At 61.5% G+C, this 19608-nt stretch carries 32 protein-coding genes; all 32 read left to right on the top strand.

Annotated elements, in window-relative coordinates; all coding sequences use genetic code 11:
• Window positions 1-157 precede the first annotated feature (157 nt).
• The 32 genes from GGR30_RS14275 (at window position 158) to GGR30_RS14120 (ending at window position 19568) form a co-directional block, all read left to right on the top strand.
• Window positions 158-514 (top strand): hypothetical protein, encoded by a 357-nt coding sequence (locus GGR30_RS14275; RefSeq protein WP_183487418.1) that lies wholly within the window; start codon window positions 158-160, stop codon window positions 512-514.
• Window positions 515-1336: a ParB/RepB/Spo0J family partition protein gene (locus tag GGR30_RS14270; RefSeq protein ID WP_183487416.1), complete on the top strand. Its 822-nt coding sequence runs from the start codon at window positions 515-517 to the stop codon at window positions 1334-1336.
• Window positions 1333-1797: a hypothetical protein gene (locus GGR30_RS14265; RefSeq protein ID WP_425488360.1), complete on the top strand. Its 465-nt coding sequence runs from the start codon at window positions 1333-1335 to the stop codon at window positions 1795-1797. Before GGR30_RS14270 ends, GGR30_RS14265 begins: the two co-directional genes overlap by 4 nt.
• On the top strand, window positions 1797-2003 hold the full coding sequence (locus GGR30_RS14260) for a hypothetical protein (RefSeq protein WP_183487414.1): 207 nt from the start codon (window positions 1797-1799) through the stop codon (window positions 2001-2003). Before GGR30_RS14265 ends, GGR30_RS14260 begins: the two co-directional genes overlap by 1 nt.
• Window positions 2000-3976 carry a transposase domain-containing protein gene (locus GGR30_RS14255; protein ID WP_183487412.1) on the top strand — a complete coding sequence of 659 codons (1977 nt, stop codon included), beginning with the start codon at window positions 2000-2002 and terminating at the stop codon, window positions 3974-3976. Before GGR30_RS14260 ends, GGR30_RS14255 begins: the two co-directional genes overlap by 4 nt.
• Window positions 3977-4090: 114 nt before the next feature.
• Window positions 4091-5116, top strand: a complete 1026-nt coding sequence (locus GGR30_RS23680; RefSeq protein WP_183487410.1) for an AAA family ATPase — start codon at window positions 4091-4093, stop codon at window positions 5114-5116.
• Entirely contained in the window at window positions 5113-5424 is a 312-nt protein-coding gene (locus tag GGR30_RS14245) for a hypothetical protein (protein ID WP_183487408.1), read from the top strand. The genes GGR30_RS23680 and GGR30_RS14245 overlap by 4 nt, the downstream gene beginning before the upstream one ends.
• A complete protein-coding gene (locus GGR30_RS14240; protein WP_183487406.1) occupies window positions 5421-5660 on the top strand; it encodes a hypothetical protein in 240 nt (79 codons plus the stop codon). Before GGR30_RS14245 ends, GGR30_RS14240 begins: the two co-directional genes overlap by 4 nt.
• Window positions 5657-6190 carry a host-nuclease inhibitor Gam family protein gene (locus GGR30_RS14235; protein WP_183487404.1) on the top strand — a complete coding sequence of 178 codons (534 nt, stop codon included), beginning with the start codon at window positions 5657-5659 and terminating at the stop codon, window positions 6188-6190. Before GGR30_RS14240 ends, GGR30_RS14235 begins: the two co-directional genes overlap by 4 nt.
• Window positions 6190-6474 carry a hypothetical protein gene (locus GGR30_RS14230; protein ID WP_183487402.1) on the top strand — a complete coding sequence of 95 codons (285 nt, stop codon included), beginning with the start codon at window positions 6190-6192 and terminating at the stop codon, window positions 6472-6474. Before GGR30_RS14235 ends, GGR30_RS14230 begins: the two co-directional genes overlap by 1 nt.
• Entirely contained in the window at window positions 6474-6728 is a 255-nt protein-coding gene (locus GGR30_RS14225) for a hypothetical protein (protein WP_183487400.1), read from the top strand. Before GGR30_RS14230 ends, GGR30_RS14225 begins: the two co-directional genes overlap by 1 nt.
• 58 nt (window positions 6729-6786) lie before the next feature.
• Window positions 6787-7566, top strand: coding sequence for a DUF7168 domain-containing protein (locus GGR30_RS14220; RefSeq protein WP_210288055.1), 780 nt, complete (start codon window positions 6787-6789; stop codon window positions 7564-7566).
• Window positions 7563-7796, top strand: coding sequence for a hypothetical protein (locus GGR30_RS14215; protein ID WP_183487398.1), 234 nt, complete (start codon window positions 7563-7565; stop codon window positions 7794-7796). The genes GGR30_RS14220 and GGR30_RS14215 overlap by 4 nt, the downstream gene beginning before the upstream one ends.
• Entirely contained in the window at window positions 7793-8455 is a 663-nt protein-coding gene (locus GGR30_RS14210; RefSeq protein WP_183487396.1) for a gp16 family protein, read from the top strand. The genes GGR30_RS14215 and GGR30_RS14210 overlap by 4 nt, the downstream gene beginning before the upstream one ends.
• Window positions 8452-8655: a hypothetical protein gene (locus GGR30_RS14205; RefSeq protein WP_183487393.1), complete on the top strand. Its 204-nt coding sequence runs from the start codon at window positions 8452-8454 to the stop codon at window positions 8653-8655. Before GGR30_RS14210 ends, GGR30_RS14205 begins: the two co-directional genes overlap by 4 nt.
• Window positions 8652-8918, top strand: coding sequence for a hypothetical protein (locus GGR30_RS14200; RefSeq protein WP_246413887.1), 267 nt, complete (start codon window positions 8652-8654; stop codon window positions 8916-8918). The genes GGR30_RS14205 and GGR30_RS14200 overlap by 4 nt, the downstream gene beginning before the upstream one ends.
• Window positions 8915-9124 (top strand): hypothetical protein, encoded by a 210-nt coding sequence (locus GGR30_RS14195; RefSeq protein ID WP_183487391.1) that lies wholly within the window; start codon window positions 8915-8917, stop codon window positions 9122-9124. The genes GGR30_RS14200 and GGR30_RS14195 overlap by 4 nt, the downstream gene beginning before the upstream one ends.
• Window positions 9114-9497 (top strand): sigma factor-like helix-turn-helix DNA-binding protein, encoded by a 384-nt coding sequence (locus tag GGR30_RS14190; protein WP_183487389.1) that lies wholly within the window; start codon window positions 9114-9116, stop codon window positions 9495-9497. Before GGR30_RS14195 ends, GGR30_RS14190 begins: the two co-directional genes overlap by 11 nt.
• Before the next feature lie 74 nt (window positions 9498-9571).
• Window positions 9572-10303, top strand: coding sequence for an N-acetylmuramoyl-L-alanine amidase (locus tag GGR30_RS14185; RefSeq protein WP_343066505.1), 732 nt, complete (start codon window positions 9572-9574; stop codon window positions 10301-10303).
• 9 nt (window positions 10304-10312) lie between these two features.
• Window positions 10313-10564 carry an NAD(P)+ transhydrogenase beta chain gene (locus tag GGR30_RS14180; protein ID WP_183487385.1) on the top strand — a complete coding sequence of 84 codons (252 nt, stop codon included), beginning with the start codon at window positions 10313-10315 and terminating at the stop codon, window positions 10562-10564.
• Window positions 10565-10656: 92 nt separating this feature from the next.
• On the top strand, window positions 10657-10938 hold the full coding sequence (locus GGR30_RS14175; protein ID WP_183487383.1) for a hypothetical protein: 282 nt from the start codon (window positions 10657-10659) through the stop codon (window positions 10936-10938).
• A 10-nt stretch (window positions 10939-10948) separates the two neighbouring features.
• Entirely contained in the window at window positions 10949-11170 is a 222-nt protein-coding gene (locus GGR30_RS14170) for a hypothetical protein (RefSeq protein ID WP_246413884.1), read from the top strand.
• A complete protein-coding gene (locus GGR30_RS14165; RefSeq protein WP_183487379.1) occupies window positions 11160-11498 on the top strand; it encodes a DUF2730 family protein in 339 nt (112 codons plus the stop codon). Before GGR30_RS14170 ends, GGR30_RS14165 begins: the two co-directional genes overlap by 11 nt.
• On the top strand, window positions 11495-11791 hold the full coding sequence (locus GGR30_RS14160; RefSeq protein ID WP_183487377.1) for a VpaChn25_0724 family phage protein: 297 nt from the start codon (window positions 11495-11497) through the stop codon (window positions 11789-11791). Before GGR30_RS14165 ends, GGR30_RS14160 begins: the two co-directional genes overlap by 4 nt.
• Window positions 11792-11794: 3 nt before the next feature.
• Window positions 11795-12355, top strand: coding sequence for a phage protein Gp27 family protein (locus tag GGR30_RS14155; protein ID WP_183487375.1), 561 nt, complete (start codon window positions 11795-11797; stop codon window positions 12353-12355).
• Complete coding sequence (locus GGR30_RS14150; RefSeq protein WP_183487373.1) at window positions 12355-13791, top strand: phage terminase large subunit family protein; 1437 nt, start codon at window positions 12355-12357, stop codon at window positions 13789-13791. The genes GGR30_RS14155 and GGR30_RS14150 overlap by 1 nt, the downstream gene beginning before the upstream one ends.
• Before the next feature lie 2 nt (window positions 13792-13793).
• Window positions 13794-15356 (top strand): DUF935 domain-containing protein, encoded by a 1563-nt coding sequence (locus GGR30_RS14145; RefSeq protein ID WP_183487371.1) that lies wholly within the window; start codon window positions 13794-13796, stop codon window positions 15354-15356.
• A complete protein-coding gene (locus GGR30_RS14140) occupies window positions 15343-16548 on the top strand; it encodes a phage head morphogenesis protein (RefSeq protein ID WP_246413882.1) in 1206 nt (401 codons plus the stop codon). The genes GGR30_RS14145 and GGR30_RS14140 overlap by 14 nt, the downstream gene beginning before the upstream one ends.
• Window positions 16549-16662: 114 nt before the next feature.
• On the top strand, window positions 16663-17169 hold the full coding sequence (locus GGR30_RS14135; RefSeq protein ID WP_183487369.1) for a phage virion morphogenesis protein: 507 nt from the start codon (window positions 16663-16665) through the stop codon (window positions 17167-17169).
• A gap of 60 nt (window positions 17170-17229) precedes the next feature.
• Window positions 17230-18258 carry a phage protease gene (locus tag GGR30_RS14130; RefSeq protein WP_183487367.1) on the top strand — a complete coding sequence of 343 codons (1029 nt, stop codon included), beginning with the start codon at window positions 17230-17232 and terminating at the stop codon, window positions 18256-18258.
• Window positions 18259-18651: a hypothetical protein gene (locus GGR30_RS14125; RefSeq protein WP_183487365.1), complete on the top strand. Its 393-nt coding sequence runs from the start codon at window positions 18259-18261 to the stop codon at window positions 18649-18651.
• A gap of 23 nt (window positions 18652-18674) precedes the next feature.
• Complete coding sequence (locus GGR30_RS14120; RefSeq protein WP_183487363.1) at window positions 18675-19568, top strand: Mu-like prophage major head subunit gpT family protein; 894 nt, start codon at window positions 18675-18677, stop codon at window positions 19566-19568.
• The last annotated feature ends 40 nt before the right edge of the window (window positions 19569-19608 follow it).

The following is a 19608-nucleotide window of genomic DNA, read 5'->3' as shown; positions in this document are numbered from 1 at the left end:
GACGAAACGAGCATCCAAATTCGACACGACAATTGAGACCGGAAGAGCGCTGTCATGACTGCGATCTGGATCGGGATGGCCGGGTATTGCGCGCTTTGTTTGGCGACAGCCGGGCTGTTCTGGATCGCAGGCAGGCGCTGAAGGGGACAATCAACCAATGAACATTTATTCTTCCGAAGACCGGCAAAAGCTGATGCTGACATGCTGCTACAGCGCAGCGGCTCGGCACTTCAGCCACATCGCTCTGCGCGACATCATCGAGCCGCCGCATGACATGCTGGACGCGGCGCTGGCGCGGCAATGTGCACTTACCATGATGCGCGACTATTTCGATGTCCCGGCACGGCGAATTGCAAAGCTGACCGACCGCAGTAACGGGCGCATCAGGTTAACCATGTGGAAGGTCGGCCTGCGGCGGGAGTGCCCGGTTTTCGACCGCGCGTATCACAAGATGGGGCTTCGGGCGCTGGCACTTTACGGCCATGCCTTTGAGCAGGCACGGGAGGCGGCATAAATGGCTGACTTTCTGCGCGCCACCGTTTCACAAATCCACGTCGGAGAACGGCTCCGCCCGATAGATCAGGGCTATGTCGAGGCCATCGCCGCTTCCTTCGAAGAACGTGGACAAATCAGTCCGATCATGGTTCGGCGAACGCCCGCGACGAACAAGGGCAAAACGCCTCTCACCCTTATTGCAGGCGGCTATCGACTGTCTGCCGCCAAGCTGCTCGGCTGGACTGAGATCGACGCGATTGTCGTTGCCGCCGATAAAGTCGAGGCCCAACTTCTTGAGATCTCCGAAAACCTCTATCGCAACGAGTTGAACCCGCTCGATCGCGCCATCTTCGTGATGAAATACCGCGAACTCTGGGAAGAGAAGAACGGGAAGATCAACCCGAAAGGCGGTCGCCCTGAAAAACAGGGTAACGATTACCCTGTTTTTGCCAATGGGCGCGAACTGTCGAAGCAGGTGCAAAACCGCCTTGGTTTCGGGGCTGAAACCTACAAGCTGGTAAACCGAATAGGCCAGAACCTGCACCCGACGTTGCGTCAGGCCGTTCGCGGAACTGAGGCCGAGACCAATCAAGCCCTCTTGCTGAAGTTCGCAAAGCTGACACCGGATATGCAGGTAAAGGCCGCTGCGGCGCTCAAAGAGAGCGGCGATCCGCAAAGCGTCCTGGCTTTGACCAAGCCCCCAAAACCCGAAAAGCCCGGACGCGACCCGGAAACGGAAGCGCTTGCCGCGTTGCGCAAAGCCTGGGGGCAGGCCAGCCAGGCAACCCGAAATCAGTTCCTAGAGGAAATTGGCCTTTCCAGTTTTCAGGAGGCTGCATGATGTCGACGAAACGCGACCCATCACAAATGGATTTCTTTGCCGAGCCGGTCTTTCCGACGCGCGATGCGGTCGAGCAAATCGACCTTGACCGCTTTCGCGCCCGGCTGAAACGGGAGATGGCGCGGGCGATCCGTGAGGCCCCGTTTGATCGGCCGACGATCGCGGCCCGCATGGCGCATTACCTCGGCCTGCCCTCGATCTCCAAAGCCACGATTGACGCCTACACCGCCGAGAGCAAGCAAGGTCACGATATCAGCTTGCCCCGCTTTAAGGCCTTTGTTCGCGCCACCGGCGCACTGTGGCTTTGGGACGTGATCGTCTCGGAAGATGGGCTCCTCCTGCTTCAGGGCGATGAGGCGAGACTGGCCGAAATCGCCCGGCTCCAGCAGGAGCGCAAGGAGATCGAAGGGCAGTTGAAAGCGCTCCGCTCCAAGCCGGTGACAATCCGGAGGTCCCGCTGATGGCCACGGCAAAACAAGGGGTATCTCTGAGAAGTCAGGTCGCCGCGCTGGACGCCTTGCTGCACGGCCGGTCGCTTTCGCTGTCACCCGCTCAACGTGCCCTCCAAAAAGAACACCTGGAAGCAGCACTCCGAACGCTCAAGTGGATGGAAATTCATGCTCCGGATATCCGCCGCGCCATGGCCAAGCAGGAGGGAAAGCCATGAAGCGGGAATGGTTTACAGCGGCTGAGTTGGCAGCGGCGAAACTGCCGGGTCTACCTTTGTCCCGCGACCGTATTAGCGACATGCTTAAACCAGCGCGGGGCACTGAAAAGGCCAGAGTTAAACAGGAAGCACGCGGCGGTTACGAATACCACTACTCACTGTTGCCAGCTTCCGCCCGTGCTAAGCTTGCGTTCATGACGGCCGACCCGGTCGCCGAGAAAACGGAGGCCTCGAAGCTGCTTTGGAGGCGGTTTGAAGCCCTTTCAAGCGAGCACAAAAAACTCTGCGAGAAGCGGCTGGTCATCATCCAGCGCGTCGAAGCGATGGTGGAAGCCGGGCTGCCGAAGAAGAAAGCCATAGAGGCGGCCACGGCGCATACCGGCACGAGCAAGAGCGCCTATTATGAATGGTGGGCGATGGTCAAAGACCATCCGAAACAGGACTGGCTTGCTGCGCTTGCCCCGTCCTTCTCGCCAGCGACCAATGGTGTCGAGAAGGAGATAGCGCCCTGCCACCCTGAAGCGTGGGCCTTCTTCAAGTCCGACTACCTGCGCCCCGAAGGGCCGAAGTTCTCACCTTGTTATCGTCGGATGGTGAAGGCTGCAAAATCTGAAGGCTGGTCTCCGATCCCAGGTGAGCGTTCGCTGCGCCGTCGCCTGGAGCGCGAAGTGCCAAAGGCCGTGCAGGTCATGAGCCGCGAAGGCCGCGAGAAGGCCAAACGCATGTTTCCCGCGCAAGAGCGTTCCGTCGCCCACCTTCACGCGATGGAAGCTGTCAATTCCGACGGGCACAAGCTGGATCTGTTCGTGCGCGTTCCCTGGTCGGAAAAGCCGACGCGTATGTATCTGATCGGCACACAGGACCTCTATTCCCGAAAGGTGCTTTCGTGGCGACTGGCCGAGGCCGAAACGTGGGATGCCATCCGTGCGTGCTTTGGCGACATGGTCGAAGACTTCGGCATTCCTGAGCGCATCTATCTCGACAACGGCCGGGCCTTCGCGAGCAAGATGATCTCGGGCGGAGCCAAGACGCGCTACCGCTACAAGATCGATGCCGACGAGGTTGCGGGGCTGTTGGTCACGCTGGGCATCGAACCGCGTTTCGTGACGCCATACCACGGTCAGGCCAAGCCGATCGAACGGGCATGGCGTGACCTGGCAGAGGAAGTGAGCAAGCATCCCGCGATGTCGGGTTGCTATACCGGCAACACGGTCGACGCCAAGCCGGAAAACTACATGCAGAGCGCCGTTCCGCTCGACACGCTGCAGGCTCATGTCGCGGAGATTGTCGCCGAGCACAATGCTCGCATCGGCCGCCGCACCGAAACCGCCAAGGGCAAAAGCTTCGATCAGGTCTTTGCCGAAAGCATGGCCGCGCCGTCAACCATCGTTCGACAGGCCACGGAAGCGCAACGCACGATCTGGCTATTGTCGGCGACGGGGCTGAAAGCCCGCCAGCCGGACGGGTCCATCCATTTCATGGGGTCTCGCTATTGGGCGCTCGAACTCAATCAATGGATCGGCAAGAAGCTGATGGTCCGCTTCGACCCGGACAACCTGAAAAAGCCGGTCAAAGTGTACGAGCCGAAAGGCCGATATATCTGCGATGCCGAGGCGGTCGGTGCCGTCCGTTTCGACAGTCAGGAAGAAGCCCGCCGCCACGCGCGCAAGCTCTCCGAGTATCAGAAGACGACGAAGCAGAAGGCCGATCTGGAACGCCAGTTCGCCGCCGAGGAACTGGCCGCCATTCTGGACAAGGGCAGCAAGGCCAGCCCAGCGCCAAAGCCCGAAAAGGTCCGGCCGACCATCACCCGGATCGCCACGGGCAACCTCGCCCCGAAGATCGAGCATGGCCCGGAAGATGACTACGACGAAGATCGTTTCGAGGACGCGTTCTCACGCGCGCTCGGCAAGGTCATCGACGGCGAAGGTGTGATCCAATTTCCGCAAGGCGGCAAGAGCAAGACCGGTTGAACCGGCGAAATGACCGATAAGTAATGCGTTCGGTTCCGAAACGAAAAAGGGCGGGAGAAAGCCTCCCGCCCAAAGCAAAACGCCCCGCAATGGGGCAACACGGAGCCAATTATAGTGACCAAAAAGCACAATGCAAATACCGGCTGGGTTCTCAGCCAGCCGACCACAGCTTTCCTTGAAAAGCATCCTGCCGGCGATGTCGACGAATGGCGCAGCCTCGTTGCCAGAACAGCCGAGACGGCCACTGCCAATGGCTGGTCAAAGGCTGAGGTGGCCCGCCGCAGCGGAGTTGCCGAAGGCACCTTCTCACAGTGGCTGTCTGGCAAGTATACCGGCGTTCTCGCGCCCTACAACACGATGATCAGTCAGTGGCTCACAAACGTCGAGGAAGCGGCCGACATGGCCGCAGCCATTCCGGAGAGCCCAGGTTTCGTCAAGACGAAGGTCGCAACCGAGGTCCTGCAAACACTGATGTGGGCGCAGATGACGCCGGCCCTTGTCGCCGTCACGCTCGATGCAGGCGTCGGCAAGACCACAGCCTGCCGCCATTACTGCGCTACCCGGCCGCATGCCTACATGGCGACGATCAGCCCTTCGACAAAGAAGGTGCATGGCATGCTGGTCGAACTGGCCGAGGCGCTCGATGTTTCCGAGCACAACCCGGCCCGTCTCGTCCGCGCCATCGGCCGAAAGCTTCAGCGCGTCGGCGATGGCACCTTGCTGATCATCGACGAGGCACAGAACCTTGAAGCCGAAAGCATCAACCAGCTGCGTCACTTCGTTGACAACAATAATTGCGGCGTCGCCCTGGTCGGCAATGAAGACACGGCGGCCTCCTTTGTGCGCCAGCAAGGTCGGTCAGTAGCGTCACGCGCGCAGGTGCTGTCACGCTTTGACAAGCGCCTTCGACGCGAGGGCAACCGAGCGGATGATATCCGGCTGTTCGTGAACGCCCTCGGCGTCGAGGACGGCGATTGCATCAAGTTTTTGCTAGGCCTCGGCCTCAAACCCGGCGCGCTTCGTCAGATCGACCGCACGGTCAAGCTGGCGCGCATGTACGCGATGGGTGAAGGCCAGCCGCTGGCGCTCGACCACCTGAAAGCCGCCTGGAAGAACCGCGACCTGGGAGACCTGCAATGATGATCTCCTCAATCGACACGTCCGTCAGCGACACGCTGAAAACTCACGCCATGGCTTTCGATCGCTGCAGGGGTACGGGGGCCAATCTATCGCCCGGCGAGACGGCGCGGTTCGCACATCTGCTGCACACCCTGGCGAAACTCGCCAGGAACATGGAGCTCGAACTTGATGTCCATCGGCGCTGGGAAGCGCGCTGCAAAGAAGGCGATGCGCTGGAGCAGGAAGCCTTGCTGAAATTCGAACAGATCATCGCGGATCCGGAAGGCAAGGTTGTCCGGCCGGATTTCAAGGGAGGCAGGCGGTCATGAACATACAGGCATCCACCTATCTTTCTTCGGTTCGCGACGAGATGCGGCTGTTCATCCGCAGACAAAAACGCCCGACCGTCAATGAACTCGAAGGCATGATGCTGCGGCTCAACACCTGCGTCGCGCTCACAGAAGAACTTGAGGCGGAGAACGCCCTTCAGGGAGGCGGGCGCGAAGCCCGCCCGCAAATGACTATTTTTTCCGACCACGACAACAACGGAGGCGATGCGGCATGAAATCCACTCGCAAAAAGACCAAGGCGGCGGCAATTGCCCGCGTTCCGCAAGACCGTGAGGAAGCGGTCAGGGCCATTGGCCGGATCGGCGCTCTGCGCCGCGACATTGCCGCGCATAAGGCCAAGGCCGACCGGATCGTACAAAAGGCTGGCGAGCAATTCGACAGCGATACAGCGGATTTGCGCGCCGAACTTGAGGAGCATGAGCGCGGCGTCCAGACATGGTGCGAGGCCAACCGCAACGCGCTGACTGCGAACGGTAAGGTCAAGTACCACGAGTTCGGCACAGGTCGTATCAACTGGCGCCTGAAACCGCCACGCGTCACCGTGCGTGGTGTCGAGGCGGTCATCGAGACTTGCCGTAAGCTCGGCTTTTCAAGTTTCCTGCGTGAGACCACAGAGATCAACAAGGAAGCCATGCTGGCCGACCCTGAAAAGGCTCGGATGATTTCCGGTGTTTCGATTTCATCCCTGGGCGAGGACTTCGTCATCGAGCCCGCCGAGCTGGAAACCGGAAAGGCAGGTGTGTGATGGGTGTATATGCCTATTGCGACCGCTGCGGCGTTATCGAATTCGCCGATTGCGTTGACGATATCCCGACCGGCATGCTGGTTTTCGCGACCGGTGGCGATGACCTGAAGGCCAAAGTCGAGACAAAGGCGCGTCACGGCTATGACAGCGATACGCTGCTTGTTCCCGGTGTTCCCGAAGCCAGCACCGATGAAGAGGCCATGTCCGCCTTTCAGCGTTGGCACGAATGGGCGTTCCCCAAGGAATTGGCGGCAATTCACATGCCTGGAAAGGCAGGTGCGTGATGGCAATGATCTATCTCGGCGAGCACGCACGGCTGAAAAAATACGGCGCGACGACCACGGGTCGCAAATCCGTGGTTCGCATCGAGGTCGAAGTAGGCGAACCAGGCGCACTCGGCTTTATGCTTGATGAACTGGGCCGCATCGAAGCGGACCAGAAACATCCGCCCAAACGGAAGCCGTCACGTGACGAAGCCGAGCCGCCGCTCGCGCTCTCACCGCCGCTCAAGCAAATTCCTCACTTTCCCGGAGATTGATGATGGCTGCCAACGTCACGTCAAAACACAAGAAGTCGCGCTCCGGCGCTGCGCATGAATGCCCGCACTGCGGCAAAAAACTCCGCGGCGAAAAGGGCCTCAAGATGCATGTCCGGTTGGAGCATGCGGACGTTGGAAAGGCGGGCACGGTATGAGCGAGAGCATCAAACGCCGTATCGCCGCGCTTCGCCAGAAGACGACCGATCGGGGCTGCACCGAACAGGAAGCCATAGCGGCGGCTGAAAAGGCCGCGAGCCTGATGCGGGAATACGACCTGTCGGAACTCGATATCGAAATCAGTCAGGATTCGGTGAAGGCCAAAACCCACGGTGCCTCGATCCGCGATCGCCTCTGGCGCGATTTGGCCCGGTTGACCAACACAGCAACGCTTGTGGGTGATATCGACGGCGATCACAGAACCTTTGTCGGTCGCGCGCCCGGTCCGGAGATCGCCACCTACCTGTTCGTCGTTCTCGACCGTGCGATCGACCGCGCCGTTCGCGAGTTCAAAAAGACCCCGAACTACACCCGGCTGCGCAAACAGAAAACCAAACGTCAGGCCGTCTATGATTTCACGGCCGGCATGGTTGTGCGCCTCGGTGTCCGGCTTAGCGCGCTCTTCGCGGACACCGTGTCAGAAGACGCGATGAGCGATGCTGAACGCGCGCTGGCCGAACGCTATCCCGATACGGTCGCTGTCCGCCAGCGCCCCGGTGCGGTTAAAAACGGCAACATCGCAACCCTCGGCTATCTCGCCGGCAACAACGTGAACCTTGCCCACGGCGTCAACGCTTCCAGTGGACCGAAAGCCATTGCCGGAAAGGCAGGTGCGGCATGAATGCGATAGCAGTCTATTTCGCCACCGAACGCTTCCAGCGCTGCCCCGTTTGCGGCAGATGGGAAAGCGGCGCTGTCGGCTCGGCCGAGACGAACCGCCATGCCCGTTCATACCTCTGCGGCGCGGTTTTCGAGCGCATTGACGGCTTTTTTGCCTGCACCCATCCGTGCCCTTCGCCGTCAGTCGTTGCCTCCAACCACATTGTCCAGGAAGCAAGGAGAGCGGCATGAGCAAGTCAATCGCGGCGATGCATGTTGCCAAGAAGCAGCTTGGTCTCGATGACGAAACCTATCGCGCCAAGCTCGCGCATATCACCGGAAAGAGTTCTGCTCGGGATATGTCCGAGCCCGAGCGACAAAAGGTTCTGACCGTCTTTCGAAATGAAGGCTTTTCGTCAAAGGCTTCCGAGCACCGTCCGGACGGCCGCAAGAAGCTCACCGGTAAGTTTGCGCCCAAGCTTCAGGCACTCTGGATTGCCGCCTGGAACCTCGGCATCGTCGACAACCGCGACGACGCGGCGCTGCTCGCCTTCGTGAAGCGCCAGACGGGCATCGACCACACGCGTTTCCTCACGGACGGCGGGGATGCCTCGAAGGCTATCGAAGCGCTCAAGTCCTGGATAAAGCGTGAAGGCCGCGTGAGTTACGGAAACTCGCAGGGGCAAGAGTGGCTTCAGTCCGACATTGCCAAGGTCTGCTGGGCGCAATGGCGCAAGCTTGAGCCGGAGGCCGAGCTCTATCCGGACACGAAAGGCTTTGCAGCGGAAGCTCTGAAAATCGCTGGAATTGAGAGGTTGTCGACACCGCTCGGATTGCTGAAGCCTGCCGACTGGCGGCTGATCTCCAACGAGCTTGGCAAGCGCATCCGCGCCCGAAAGGCTGGTGCGTGATGGATGACGTCAGAGAAAGGCTTCGCCGCGTCAGGCTCATCGAGGAGGCGCTGGTCAAAGCATTTGAGGACGCTGACGTGCCTGTAGATCGCAGCGACGGCGGTGACGCCATGACCTATTCGCTCGATGAGGACATGAGCGTGACATGGCACATCTCGCTTTCCAGTTTGGCCAAAGACATTGAAAGGCTTTTGTCATGAAGCCGTCTTCCCCTATGCCGACCACCGGCTTTGAGATCGCCCTTGTCAGTGATCACGCCGTGCTGCGCTATATCGAGCGCCGGCACGGCGTGGATGTCGAGGCGCTGCGCGAGATTATCCGCGACGCCTGCCGGGAGGGCGTTCGCTATGGCGCAAGCGCGGTCATCGATGACGGCGTCAAGTTCGTCCTGGAAGGCGACCGCGTCGTGACCTGCCTGAAGCGCGAATGGCCGGCATGGCCGAAGCGGAAGGAACTGCTATGAGCGCTTCCGACCTGCCGCTTTTTTCCGTCACCGAGAACCGGGAGAACCTGAGGAGGCTTCAGGAGCGCCGTGACGCGCTCTTGAAGCGTCTTCACGCTCTGCCGCCGCAAAGCCGCAGACGCGCCGGGCTGGCCTATGAGCTGGCGATCGTGACGACCGAGATGATCCAGTGCGAAATCAAAGCTGGAGGCCATCATGTTCGATGATGAATTCCAGGATGATCGGCGCGACATGGAAGCGGAGCTGCGCGCGATGCTGGGCGATGCCGATTTCCTGAAGATTGTCGAGCGCGTCGGCGGCATCCGCTTCTATGTGCCGCACGAGCCCGAGCGATCCAACGACAAGGAAGGCCTTGGCGCGGAGATCCTCACGCGGCTTTCCAATGCCTACGCCGGCGAGTACATCAAGGTGCCGCTGGCACGGCGGTGGCGGGCTGACCAATACCGCCTGCAAGGTCTCTCCCAGGCGGACATTGCGCGGCGTCTTGGCATGAGCGAAAGCGGCGTGTACAAGCTTTTGAAGTCATCGCCGCGCGCGCCCAAGCCCAAGAAACCTAGCCGTCAAATGGACCTGTTTTAGGTCAAGCCTCCAACTGGAGGTATGACCACGGCGACGCCTTAGCGCCTAGCTTGCCCTCACTTCTCGAAGTCGAAATGACCACTGTGAGACGGGGCGAAAATGTAATGCGACCGATCAACGAAATCTGTATTCATTGCACAGCGACGCCGGCTGGTCGGCCGGTGAGTGTCGCCGAGATCAACACGTGGCATCTGGCGCGTGGTTTCTCGGGCGTCGGTTATCACCGCATTGTGCATCTGAACGGGCTGCGCGAAGCCGGGCGGCCGATCGAGCAGATCGGTGCGCATGTGAAGGGTCACAACACCGGCACCATTGGCGTTGTCTATGTGGGCGGGATGAGCGTCGACATGAAACATGCCGCGGACACGCGTACATCCGAACAGAAGGAAGCGCTGATCGCCGAGATCGTCGATCTTCGCGACCGATTCAATATCCGGAAGATCAGCGGACACAACGACTATGACAAAGGGAAGGCGTGCCCCTGTTTCGATGCGCGCGCTGAATACGGCTATCTTTTCCCCGATAACAGCGTTGCCTGGACGCCGGCCGACGAGATGCTCCAGCGCGGCGATCATGGTCCGGCCGTCGCCGCCTGGGTCGATCAGCTCGGTCGCTATCGTCACATGATCGATCACAAATGGCCCGTCCAGCCGACCGACACATTCGACCACACGATCGAGATCGTCACCATCTGGTTCCAGAAGCTGCGCGGCATCGTCGCCGATGGCGTCGTCGGCCCGCAGACGCGCGACGAGATGGACAGAGCGCTTTCCGGCAAGGCGCCGTATCTGGCGCTGGCGGCCTGAGGTGTGAGGATGATCCGCAAGCCGCAATACAAATCTTCTAAGCTCTACATCGGCGCATCGCTCGGCTGCGCCTGGCTGGTGATTTTCGTGATCGTGGTCGCTGCTGTTCAGACGCCAAATGGCACGATGACGCTCATCACCACTGTCATTCCGACAATGGTGGGTGTGATCCTTGCTTTGCTCGGCATCCACCGGGGATTTGGATCGCTGGATATGCGCACCATTGCGAAGTCCCCCCCGGACCGACCGGGAGGCTCGTGATGCAAGCGTTACTTGCCGCCTTTTTCACGAAGAAGACAGCGCCGTGGCTCCTCGCGGCGCTTCTAATAGCAGTCGGCGGCATCTCGGCGTGCATGGCGGTTGGCAAGGTCTCTGACCTGATCGATGATCGCGTTGCCTCGGTCAAGGCCGAGCGGGATTCGTTCTGGAAAGGCAAGATCGCCGAGGCGAATGCCGCCAAGCAGGAAGCCGTTGCCGCCCAGTATCGCGCCGTCATCCTTGCCGGTCAGCAAATCCGGGCGGCCGAGAATGCGGCCCAAATTGAAATCGAGCAAATGGAGAAAGCGAATGCGGCTTTGCCTGGCGGCGGTGCTTGCGGCCTTAGCCCTGAGCGCGTGCGCATCCTCCCCTACTGACGAGCCTGTGGTGATAACCGAACTGATCAAGCCGGTGCTGCCGGATGAGGCCCGCAAGCCATGCGCCGCGCCCGAGAAACTGCCCGATGAGGGCGGCCTAAGCGAGGCCCAGGTGGTGTCGCTCTGGGGCGCTGATCGCGTGAACCTCAAGACCTGCGAAAGCCGCCGCGCTGCCGCCGTCAACGCGGTCGACGCCGCGCCGGAAAGCATGGAGGCGGATCATGGTGATTGAAGTCGGAACCATGTTGCCCTTGCTGACCGCGCTATCGCTATTGATCTCGATCGGCTCGTTTGTGCATTCGGTGCTGACCGCCCGAGCGAAAGGTAACAGTGCGAAGCTGGAAACGCTTGAGAGCGAGTTGGCCAAGCTCGACCGCCGTACGCTTCGCGTCGAAAGCGAAATCAAGCAGCTCCCCGGTAAGGACGAGCTCAATCAGCTCGCCCTCTCGCTGAAGGGACTGGAAGGGACGGTGCAGTCCACCGGACAGGCGGTTGGGCGCATTTCGATGACCGTCGATCGTATCGACAACTATCTGAGAAAGCGGGGTGAAGGCGCATGAGTTTCGAGGAATTTTCCGCGCGCGATGCACGGCTGATTATTCTGCGCGGCCTTGCCATGGAAACCGACGGCACGCTGAACGAAACGCTGCTGACAACCTTGTTGCGCACCTTCGGTCACAACCGCAGCCGCGACTATGTCCGTACGCAAATCCGGAAGCTGGAGGAGCTGGGGGCCGTCACCGTGATCGAGGCCGGAACGGTGCTCATCGCGTCCATCACCCGCGCGGGGCTTGATCATGTCGAGCGGCGTTCCGTCATCGAAGGCATCGACCGGCCGTCACCGGGGGTTTAACTCATGTCTCAGAAAGGACGTGGCCGCCTCAACAGTCTCGACCTGTTGCCGGATGAGGCGCAGGACGATGTGATCTGGGCTGTCGGTCAGCTCAATGAGCGCCGCCGATCGACCGCCGACATTCTTTTCGAGTTCAACGACCGCCTCGCCGTCAAGGGGATCGACCCGGTTTCAAAGTCGGCCTTCTATCGGCGTTCGGCGCGGCTGGCCAAGCGCGCCATGCAGCTTGAGGAACGTCGCCACGTCTATGCCGGGATCGCCGACAAGCTCACACCGGACAGGATCGCCAAGGATGACGTTGTCCTGGGCGAATTCCTCAAGACCCTGATCGACGATCTGCTCGACGGCGACGGTCTGAACCCGAAGAACGCGATGGAGCTGGCCCGCGCCTACAAGGATATCATCGCCGCGCAGAACGGCTCGGCCGAGCTGCGCCGCAAGGCCGAGGCTGAAGCAAAGGCCAAGCTTGAAAAGGCAGTCGGAGAAGCGACCAAAGTCGCGCGCAAGGCAGGCATTTCGGAAGACGTGCTTTCGGAGATCAATCGCCAGCTGGGAGCGATCTGATGGGGCGCGCGCAGATCATACCCGAGAACCCGAGTGCAATTTTCCTGCCCTACCAGGCGCGCTGGATCGGCGACAAGTCGCGGCTGAAGCTGATGGAAAAAGGGCGCCAGATCGGGCTGTCCTGGTCGACGGCCTATGCCACGGTTTCGCGCACCGCCGTCGAGACCGCGCGGCACGATCAGTGGGTGTCGTCGCGCGACGAGATGCAGGCGATCCTCTTTATCGAGGACTGCAAGCTTTGGGCGCGGATCCTCGACCTTGCCGCTCGCGACATGGGCGAGCAGGTCATCGACCTCGAAAAGAAGCACACGGCGCGCGTCCTCAAGTTCCTTTCGGAACGCTCAATCTATTCCATGAGTTCGAATGCCGATGCCCAGGCGGGCAAACGCGGCGGCCGCGTGCTCGACGAGTTCGCCCTTCACCCGGATCCGCGCAAGCTGTGGTCGATTGCCTATCCGGGCATCACCTGGGGCGGCCAGCTCGAAGTCATCTCGACCCATCGCGGCTCGCACAATTTCTTCAACCAGCTCGTCCGCGAAATCAATGAAAGCGGAAATCCGAAAGGCATCAGCCTTCACACCGTCACGCTTGAGGATGCGCTGAAGGACGGGTTTCTCTACAAGCTGCAGCAATCCCTTCCGCTCGATGACGAGCGCCAGGAGATGACCGAGGCCGACTATTTCGACTGGGTCAGGTCCGGCGCGGCCGACGAGGAAAGCTTCCTGCAGGAATACATGTGTCAGCCGGCCGACGACGACGCGGCTTTCCTCGAATACGATCTGATAGCAGCATGCGAATATCCAACGCACACCGACTGGACGCAGTGTGAAGGCGGCACGTTGTACGCCGGCGTCGATATCGGACGAAAGCATGACCTGACCGTGCTTTGGGTCTTGGAAAAGCTTGGCGATGTGCTCTACACGCGCCATGTCGAGACCCTGAAGAACATGAGCAAGTCGGCGCAGGAGGCGGTCATCTGGCCGTGGATCGAGCGCTGCGGGCGATCATGCTTTGATGCAACGGGTCTCGGCATCGGCTGGGCCGACGACGCTCAGGACAGGTTCGGCGAATATGCCGTCGAAGCCGTGACCTTCACCTCGCATGTCAAGGAGGCGCTGGCCTATCCCGTCCGCTCTCAGATGGAGGACCGCAGGCTTCGCATCCCCTACGACAAGCATGTTCGGTCTGATCTGCGATCGGTGACGAAACAGGTGTCGGCGGCCGGCAATATCCGCTTCACGGCGGAACGGACGCCGGACGGCCACGCCGACCGCTTTTGGGGGCTGGCACTCGCGATCGAGGCGGCCAGCGGCGAGCGGGCCGAATACGGCTATCGCTCTGCCTCGCGTCCCTCAGCGCGACCACTGTTTCCCTCGGCCGACGCCGACGATGACGGCGGGCGGTCCTTTCATTCCGGTTTGCGCGGGAGGCTTTAGAGATGGCTTTGAGAGATTTTCTGAACCGCGTGATCAACGGCAGGCAGCTCACCGAGCATGTGGCGACGGGCAAGACGGGCACGGTGCGCGACCCCTATGGCAACGACCAGGCCGACGGACTGACGCCGCAGAGGCTGGCGCGGATCCTGCGCGCGGCGGCAAACGGAGATCCGTTGGCCTATTTCGAGCTTGCCGAAAACATGGAGGAGCGCGACCCGCATTATCTGGCCGTGCTTGCCACCCGCAAGCGTTCGGTCGCGCAGCTGCCGATCACCGTCAATGCCGCATCCGATGCCGCCGACCACAAGAAACATGCGGAATACCTGCAGAGCTGGATCGACGACGGCGTATTGCGCTCCAGCCTGTTCGACATGCTCGACGCGATCGGCAAGGGTTTTTCGGTCATGGAGATCGAATGGAAGACCTCGGTCGGCAGCTGGACGCCGGGCAAGCTGATCTGGCGACCGCCAACCTTCTTCGATTTCGACCGCGACGACGGCGAAACCCTGATGCTGCGCGAGGCGGCCGGGCTTGTCGATCTCGATCCTGCGAAGTTCATCATCCATCGCTCCAAGGCAAAGTCCGGGCTGACGGTCAAATCCGGGATCGCCCGCGTCGCCGCCTGGGGCTGGATGTTCAAAAACTTCACGCTTAAGGACTGGGCGATCTTCTGTCAGAACTACGGTCAGCCGATCCGTGTCGGCAAATACGACAGCAATGCCACCGAAGAGCAAAAGGACATCCTCTGGAAGGCGGTCAGCCAGATCGCCGGCGACTGCGCAGCGATCATTCCGCGATCCATGGAGATCGCGTTTCAGGAGGTCGGCTCGAAGTCGGCCTCCACCGACATGTTCGAAAAGCGCGTCGACTGGTACGACCGGCAGGTCTCCAAGCTCGTGCTTGGCCAGACGACGACGACGGACGCGATCTCGGGCGGCCATGCGGTCAGCCAGGAACACCGCGAAGTGCAGGAAGACATCGAGCGCTCGGACGCGCTCGATCTTTCAACGACGCTCAACCTGCAGCTCGTGCGCAACATGATCGCCTTCAAGTTCGGGCCGCAGGATCACTATCCGACGTTGTCGATCGGCCGTCCGGATGAAGTGCCGCTTGGCGAGTTCGCGAACGCCTTCGATATCTTCGCCCGCAACGGGCTGAAGCTGCCCGCCAATTTCGTGCGGTCCCGGCTCGGCGCACCCGCGCCGGAAGGCGACGAGGAGACTGTCGGGGGACGGCCGGAAGCGGCTCCCTTAAAGATGACTGCGCGCCAGGCGGTTGACCGGCTGTTCGAAACTTCGGCGCATGCCCGCAAACCCGACCGCGACGACGTCGAGCATCTGACCGATCGCCTCGAGGCGGAAGCGGCCGCCATTCTCGACGGCCAGATCGATACCATCCGGACGGCGCTCAACCAGGCAACCAGCCTTGAGGATGCGGCCCAACGTCTGGCGAAGCTCGACCTGAAGGACGAGGAACTGGCGAAGGCGATGGCGTCGGCCATGATGGTGTCGCATCTGGCCGGCCAGGCGGCGCTGCTGGACGGTCTGGACGATGAACGGAAATAGCGGCCCACAGACGCGCGAGGACGGTTCGGGACGCATCGTCAACCGTCTTTTGCCGGAAAACGCGCCCAGGGGCTTTGAAAGGCCTTTGAAAACGATCCTGTCCCGCTTCCGACCGGCGCTTATGGCAGCTGCTGCCGATCCGCTTGAACTACCCTTCGACGAGGCCATCGCGTTCTTCCGCCAGAAGGTGGCGATCGCGACCAAGAGCTGGCGCGATATCTTCGATGCCGCGCACTCGAAAATGTTCATGGTCGCGGGCGCGCAGTCCGAGGCGCTTGTGAAGGACTTTCAAGGTGCGATCGAGCGGGCCTTGAAGGATGGTACGACGCTCGAAGACTTCCGCCAGGACTTCGACCAGATCGTGAAGTCGCATGGCTGGTCCTACAAGGGCGAGCGCGGCTGGCGAACGCGGGTGATCTTCGAGACCAATCTGAGAACGGCCTATGCGGCTGGCCGCTATGCCCAGCTCAATGCGCCGGAGATCCGCGAGGCGTTTCCCGGCTGGCGCTACAATCACTCCGGCGCGAAGCATCCCCGCAAGGATCATCTTGCCTGGGACGGCAATACCTGGGCGGCTGACGATCCGATCTGGCAATCGATCTATCCGCCGAACGGTTTCGGCTGCGGCTGTTTCGTCACGCCGGTCAGCTTCGCGGCGATCGAGACCACGGGATATTCGCCATCGCCGAACCTCGACCAGCTTGGAACCGATCAGCCGCGCGGCGTCGATCCCAGCTTCGACTACAATCCGGGCGCGGCCTGGCTTGATCGCACCGCGCCTGGCCCGAAAGCGGTGACGGCCGATGAAACGCAGGTCGCCAAATTTGTGCGGGCGGTTCAGCGCGGCAAATGGCCGGACGGCACATGGCAGCCGGTGGCGAAGGCCGGCAAGGCGGATGCGGAGAAGCTGGGCGTCAAGCCGGGGACCGAGGTCCGGCTGTCGGCCGACACGATCAAAAGCCACGGCCACCACGACCGGATATCGCCCGATGCCTATGCGGTGCTGCCGAACTGGCTGAGGAAGAACGGCCGGCTCGCCCAGGACAGGAACGGCCGTTGGGCCTATGTCGGCGAGCATGAGGACGCGAACTATCACGCCGGCCTCAAGATCGTGAAGAAGGAAGGCCGCGAGGAAATCTACCTGACGTCGCTCAGACGGACGACGGCGCGCAAGATGAAGAAGCTGAAATGAAGAGAACGCGCCGGGGGGCCAGAAGTCGCCTTATCCCAATCCCGCTGAAGCGGGCGCTTCCTGCTCGGCGCGTCCTGACAAAAATATAGGCCCTCGGGGCCGGAAAGGCAAATCATGGCCGGCGTGTCGATCACCGCGGAGATCCGCGACAAGGGCCTGTTGAAGGGCATCGGCGGGCTGATGCTCTTGACCCGCAACACCCAGCCGATGATGAACGTCATCGGCGTCGGCCTGGTCGGCTCCACCGTGCAGCGCTTCATCACCCAGACCGATCCGGAGGGCGAGCCCTGGCAGGCGGTCGGCGCCGAGTATGCGGCCGACAAGCGCAACTCCCGTATCCTGACCGAGAGCGGGAGGCTTCGCGACAGCATCACCCACTTCGCCGGACAGGACTACGCCCAGATCGGCACCAATGTCATCTATGCGCGGCCGCACCAGGAGGGCGCGGAGATCGTGCCGCGCAATGCCTCGCATCTCTATTTCCGCATCGGCGGCCGGCTGATCGTTGCCGATCGCGTCGTCTTGCCCGCGCGGCCGTTCCTTGGTATCTCCGATGAGGACCAAACGATGATCCGGACGACCATCGAGAGTTTCATCGTCCGCTTCTCCCGCTCCCGCTGACCTGACGCCTCCCGATGAGGGCATGAACCAGACCCGTGCGCCGGTGTTAGCACTCGGAGCATGAAAAACGCGCTCGCCACACATTCGATTGCATTGAACGCCTCCGGCGCGCCGGAATGGCTGCAGCTTCTGCCGGCAACGGAATTCTCCGGCGTCGACGGACGCGGTCCCTATGCCGCCCCTGATCTTCCCGCCCTGGTCGCCGCGTTCAATGCGGCCGGCCGCAAGCTTGCCGTCGACGAAAACCATTCCACCGATCTTGCTGGCAAGGCCGGGCATCCCGCCCCGGCGCGCGGCTGGATCGTCGCATTGGAGGCGCGGGCCGACGGGCTTTACGGCCGCGTCGAATGGACCGCTGCCGGCAAGGCGCTGATGGATGACCGGGCCTATGGCTTCATCTCGCCGGTGTTTATGCATACCCGAACGAAGCCCTACCGGATCGGCTCCGTCGAGCGCGTGGCGCTGACCAATGATCCGAACCTCACCTTCCTGAAATCCCTCAACGCGAAAGAGGATAATGCGATGCTTGAAGAGCTTCGAGAGGCGCTTGGCCTTCCCGAAACCGCGACCGAGACGGATGCGCTTGCGGCCGTCAAGGCAGCTCACACGGCCAGCGGCAAATACGAGGCGCTGATCAAGCGCGTCGGCAAGATCGCCGAAGCCGAAGGCGACGAGGATGCCGTTGTCACGGCGCTGCAGAGCCGTCTCGAAGCGACCGGCGGCGAGGACGAACTGCGCAAACAGGTCTCCAGCCTGAGCGCGACCGTCACCTCGCTCAATTCTCAGATCACCACCCTGCAATCCGATCACGCCAGGGAAAAGGCCGAGACCGTGATTGATGCGGCCATCACCGGCGGCAAGCTGGTCCCGGCTTTGCGCGATCATTACATCGCCCGCCACCAGAAGGACGCGGAAGGCGTCGAGGCCGAGCTGAAGCTGATGCCGTCCATCCATGGCGGCGGGCTTGGCAAGCGCAAGCCGCCCGAGGCCGGAACCACCGAAATCAGCGCCGAGGACGAGAAGGTCATGGCGCTGATGGGCGTGGACAAGGAAGCCTTCAAGAAACAGCGCGAACAGGAGGCCGAGTAAATGGCCGCGAGCAACGATATCGAGCGCGTCACGCGCAACGGCCTTCTGGCCTCTTTCCCGGTCAAGGCCGCAACGCTGATCTATGGCGGCACCCAGGTGGCGCTTACTGCTGCCGGCCTTGCCGTCAAACCGGACCATGCCGATGCCGTCGCTGTCGTCGGCTGGGCGCGCGAGAGGGCCGACAATTCGCTCGGCGGCGACGGCGCGACCCGCGTCGATGTCTCGAAGGAGATGTTGCGCATCACCCTCGCCGGCGCTGACGCCTCGAACATCGGCGATCCGGTCTATGTCGCCGACGACGACACCTATCAACTGACCAATGGTTCCGGCGAGCTTCAGGCCGGAACGGTCGGCATCGTTGATGCCTCCGGCGTCTGGCTGAAAGCCCTTTGAAGGCGGCCTGAAAGGACACTCAAATGGATATCAATGCCTCTACTCTTCGCGGCGTTTACACCGGTCTTTCGACCGCGTTCAACGCCCGCTTCGCCTCCACGGCCTCGCAATATGCAATGGTCGCGATGGAGGTGAATTCGACCACCGCACAGAACGAGTATCCGCGCCTCGACGAATTGCCGGGCATTCGCGAATGGATCGGCGAGCGGAATGTCGTGCGCCTCGGCGCGCAGACCTATGTGATCCGCAACCGCACCTTCGAGGAAACCGTCTCGATCCCGCGCCCTGCCATCGAGGACGACCAGATCGGCATCTATATGCCGGTTGCCCAGCAGATCGGCCAGCATGCCGCAGAGTTTCCCGACCATCTCGTCTGGCCGTTGTTCAAGAACGGCGAGATCGCGCTTTGCTATGACGGCCAGTATTTCTTCGACACCGATCATCCGGGCTTCGACGAGGAAGGCGAAGAGACGTCGGTGTCGAACTTCACCGCAGGTGCCGGCCCGGCCTGGTATCTGGTCGACGATACGCAGGTCGTCAAACCGCTCGTCTTCCAGAAGCGCCGCGCCTTCAACTTCGTCGCCTATCAGGACGAGAAGGACGCCAACGTCTTCTTCAACGACGAGTTCATCTGGGGGACCTCCGGCCGCTGCAATGCCGGCTACGGCATGTGGCAGACGGCGCACAAGTCGAAGGCTGCTCTGACGCCCGAAAGTTTCGCGGCCGCCCGCGTCGCCATGCAGACAATCCGCAAGCGCGACGGCAGCGTCATCAACCTGCGGCCCACCAAACTGATCGTGCCGCCGGCGCTTGAGGGTATTGCCCGCGCCATTCTCGAAGCCGAGCGCAACGATGCCGGCGCGACCAATATCTGGCGCAACACCGCCAAGGTCGAGGTGGTCCCCTACCTCGCCTGACGCAGACAACCCGGCGCGGGGCAGCCCGCGCAGGGCCTTG

This window comes from Martelella radicis (assembly GCF_014196625.1).
Lineage (GTDB): Bacteria > Pseudomonadota > Alphaproteobacteria > Rhizobiales > Rhizobiaceae > Martelella > Martelella radicis.
The sequence above is the reverse complement of the archived record's forward strand: the minus strand, read 5'-3'. Positions and strand labels throughout refer to the sequence as shown.

Bases quoted from the DNA above. Each gene is read 5' to 3' on its own strand.
- GGR30_RS14275 (WP_183487418.1), top strand. From the start codon at position 158: ATGAACATTTATTCTTCCGAAGACCGGCAAAAGCTGATGCTGACATGC.
- GGR30_RS14270 (WP_183487416.1), top strand. From the start codon at position 515: ATGGCTGACTTTCTGCGCGCCACCGTTTCACAAATCCACGTCGGAGAA.
- GGR30_RS14265 (WP_425488360.1), top strand. From the start codon at position 1,333: ATGATGTCGACGAAACGCGACCCATCACAAATGGATTTCTTTGCCGAG.
- GGR30_RS14260 (WP_183487414.1), top strand. From the start codon at position 1,797: ATGGCCACGGCAAAACAAGGGGTATCTCTGAGAAGTCAGGTCGCCGCG.
- GGR30_RS14255 (WP_183487412.1), top strand. From the start codon at position 2,000: ATGAAGCGGGAATGGTTTACAGCGGCTGAGTTGGCAGCGGCGAAACTG.
- GGR30_RS14245 (WP_183487408.1), top strand. From the start codon at position 5,113: ATGATGATCTCCTCAATCGACACGTCCGTCAGCGACACGCTGAAAACT.
- GGR30_RS14240 (WP_183487406.1), top strand. From the start codon at position 5,421: ATGAACATACAGGCATCCACCTATCTTTCTTCGGTTCGCGACGAGATG.
- GGR30_RS14235 (WP_183487404.1), top strand. From the start codon at position 5,657: ATGAAATCCACTCGCAAAAAGACCAAGGCGGCGGCAATTGCCCGCGTT.
- GGR30_RS14230 (WP_183487402.1), top strand. From the start codon at position 6,190: ATGGGTGTATATGCCTATTGCGACCGCTGCGGCGTTATCGAATTCGCC.
- GGR30_RS14225 (WP_183487400.1), top strand. From the start codon at position 6,474: ATGGCAATGATCTATCTCGGCGAGCACGCACGGCTGAAAAAATACGGC.
- GGR30_RS14220 (WP_210288055.1), top strand. From the start codon at position 6,787: ATGCCCGCACTGCGGCAAAAAACTCCGCGGCGAAAAGGGCCTCAAGAT.
- GGR30_RS14215 (WP_183487398.1), top strand. From the start codon at position 7,563: ATGAATGCGATAGCAGTCTATTTCGCCACCGAACGCTTCCAGCGCTGC.
- GGR30_RS14210 (WP_183487396.1), top strand. From the start codon at position 7,793: ATGAGCAAGTCAATCGCGGCGATGCATGTTGCCAAGAAGCAGCTTGGT.
- GGR30_RS14200 (WP_246413887.1), top strand. From the start codon at position 8,652: ATGAAGCCGTCTTCCCCTATGCCGACCACCGGCTTTGAGATCGCCCTT.
- GGR30_RS14195 (WP_183487391.1), top strand. From the start codon at position 8,915: ATGAGCGCTTCCGACCTGCCGCTTTTTTCCGTCACCGAGAACCGGGAG.
- GGR30_RS14190 (WP_183487389.1), top strand. From the start codon at position 9,114: ATGTTCGATGATGAATTCCAGGATGATCGGCGCGACATGGAAGCGGAG.
- GGR30_RS14185 (WP_343066505.1), top strand. From the start codon at position 9,572: ATGACCACTGTGAGACGGGGCGAAAATGTAATGCGACCGATCAACGAA.
- GGR30_RS14180 (WP_183487385.1), top strand. From the start codon at position 10,313: ATGATCCGCAAGCCGCAATACAAATCTTCTAAGCTCTACATCGGCGCA.
- GGR30_RS14175 (WP_183487383.1), top strand. From the start codon at position 10,657: ATGGCGGTTGGCAAGGTCTCTGACCTGATCGATGATCGCGTTGCCTCG.
- GGR30_RS14165 (WP_183487379.1), top strand. From the start codon at position 11,160: ATGGTGATTGAAGTCGGAACCATGTTGCCCTTGCTGACCGCGCTATCG.
- GGR30_RS14160 (WP_183487377.1), top strand. From the start codon at position 11,495: ATGAGTTTCGAGGAATTTTCCGCGCGCGATGCACGGCTGATTATTCTG.
- GGR30_RS14155 (WP_183487375.1), top strand. From the start codon at position 11,795: ATGTCTCAGAAAGGACGTGGCCGCCTCAACAGTCTCGACCTGTTGCCG.
- GGR30_RS14150 (WP_183487373.1), top strand. From the start codon at position 12,355: ATGGGGCGCGCGCAGATCATACCCGAGAACCCGAGTGCAATTTTCCTG.
- GGR30_RS14145 (WP_183487371.1), top strand. From the start codon at position 13,794: ATGGCTTTGAGAGATTTTCTGAACCGCGTGATCAACGGCAGGCAGCTC.
- GGR30_RS14140 (WP_246413882.1), top strand. From the start codon at position 15,343: ATGAACGGAAATAGCGGCCCACAGACGCGCGAGGACGGTTCGGGACGC.
- GGR30_RS14135 (WP_183487369.1), top strand. From the start codon at position 16,663: ATGGCCGGCGTGTCGATCACCGCGGAGATCCGCGACAAGGGCCTGTTG.
- GGR30_RS14130 (WP_183487367.1), top strand. From the start codon at position 17,230: ATGAAAAACGCGCTCGCCACACATTCGATTGCATTGAACGCCTCCGGC.
- GGR30_RS14125 (WP_183487365.1), top strand. From the start codon at position 18,259: ATGGCCGCGAGCAACGATATCGAGCGCGTCACGCGCAACGGCCTTCTG.
- GGR30_RS14120 (WP_183487363.1), top strand. From the start codon at position 18,675: ATGGATATCAATGCCTCTACTCTTCGCGGCGTTTACACCGGTCTTTCG.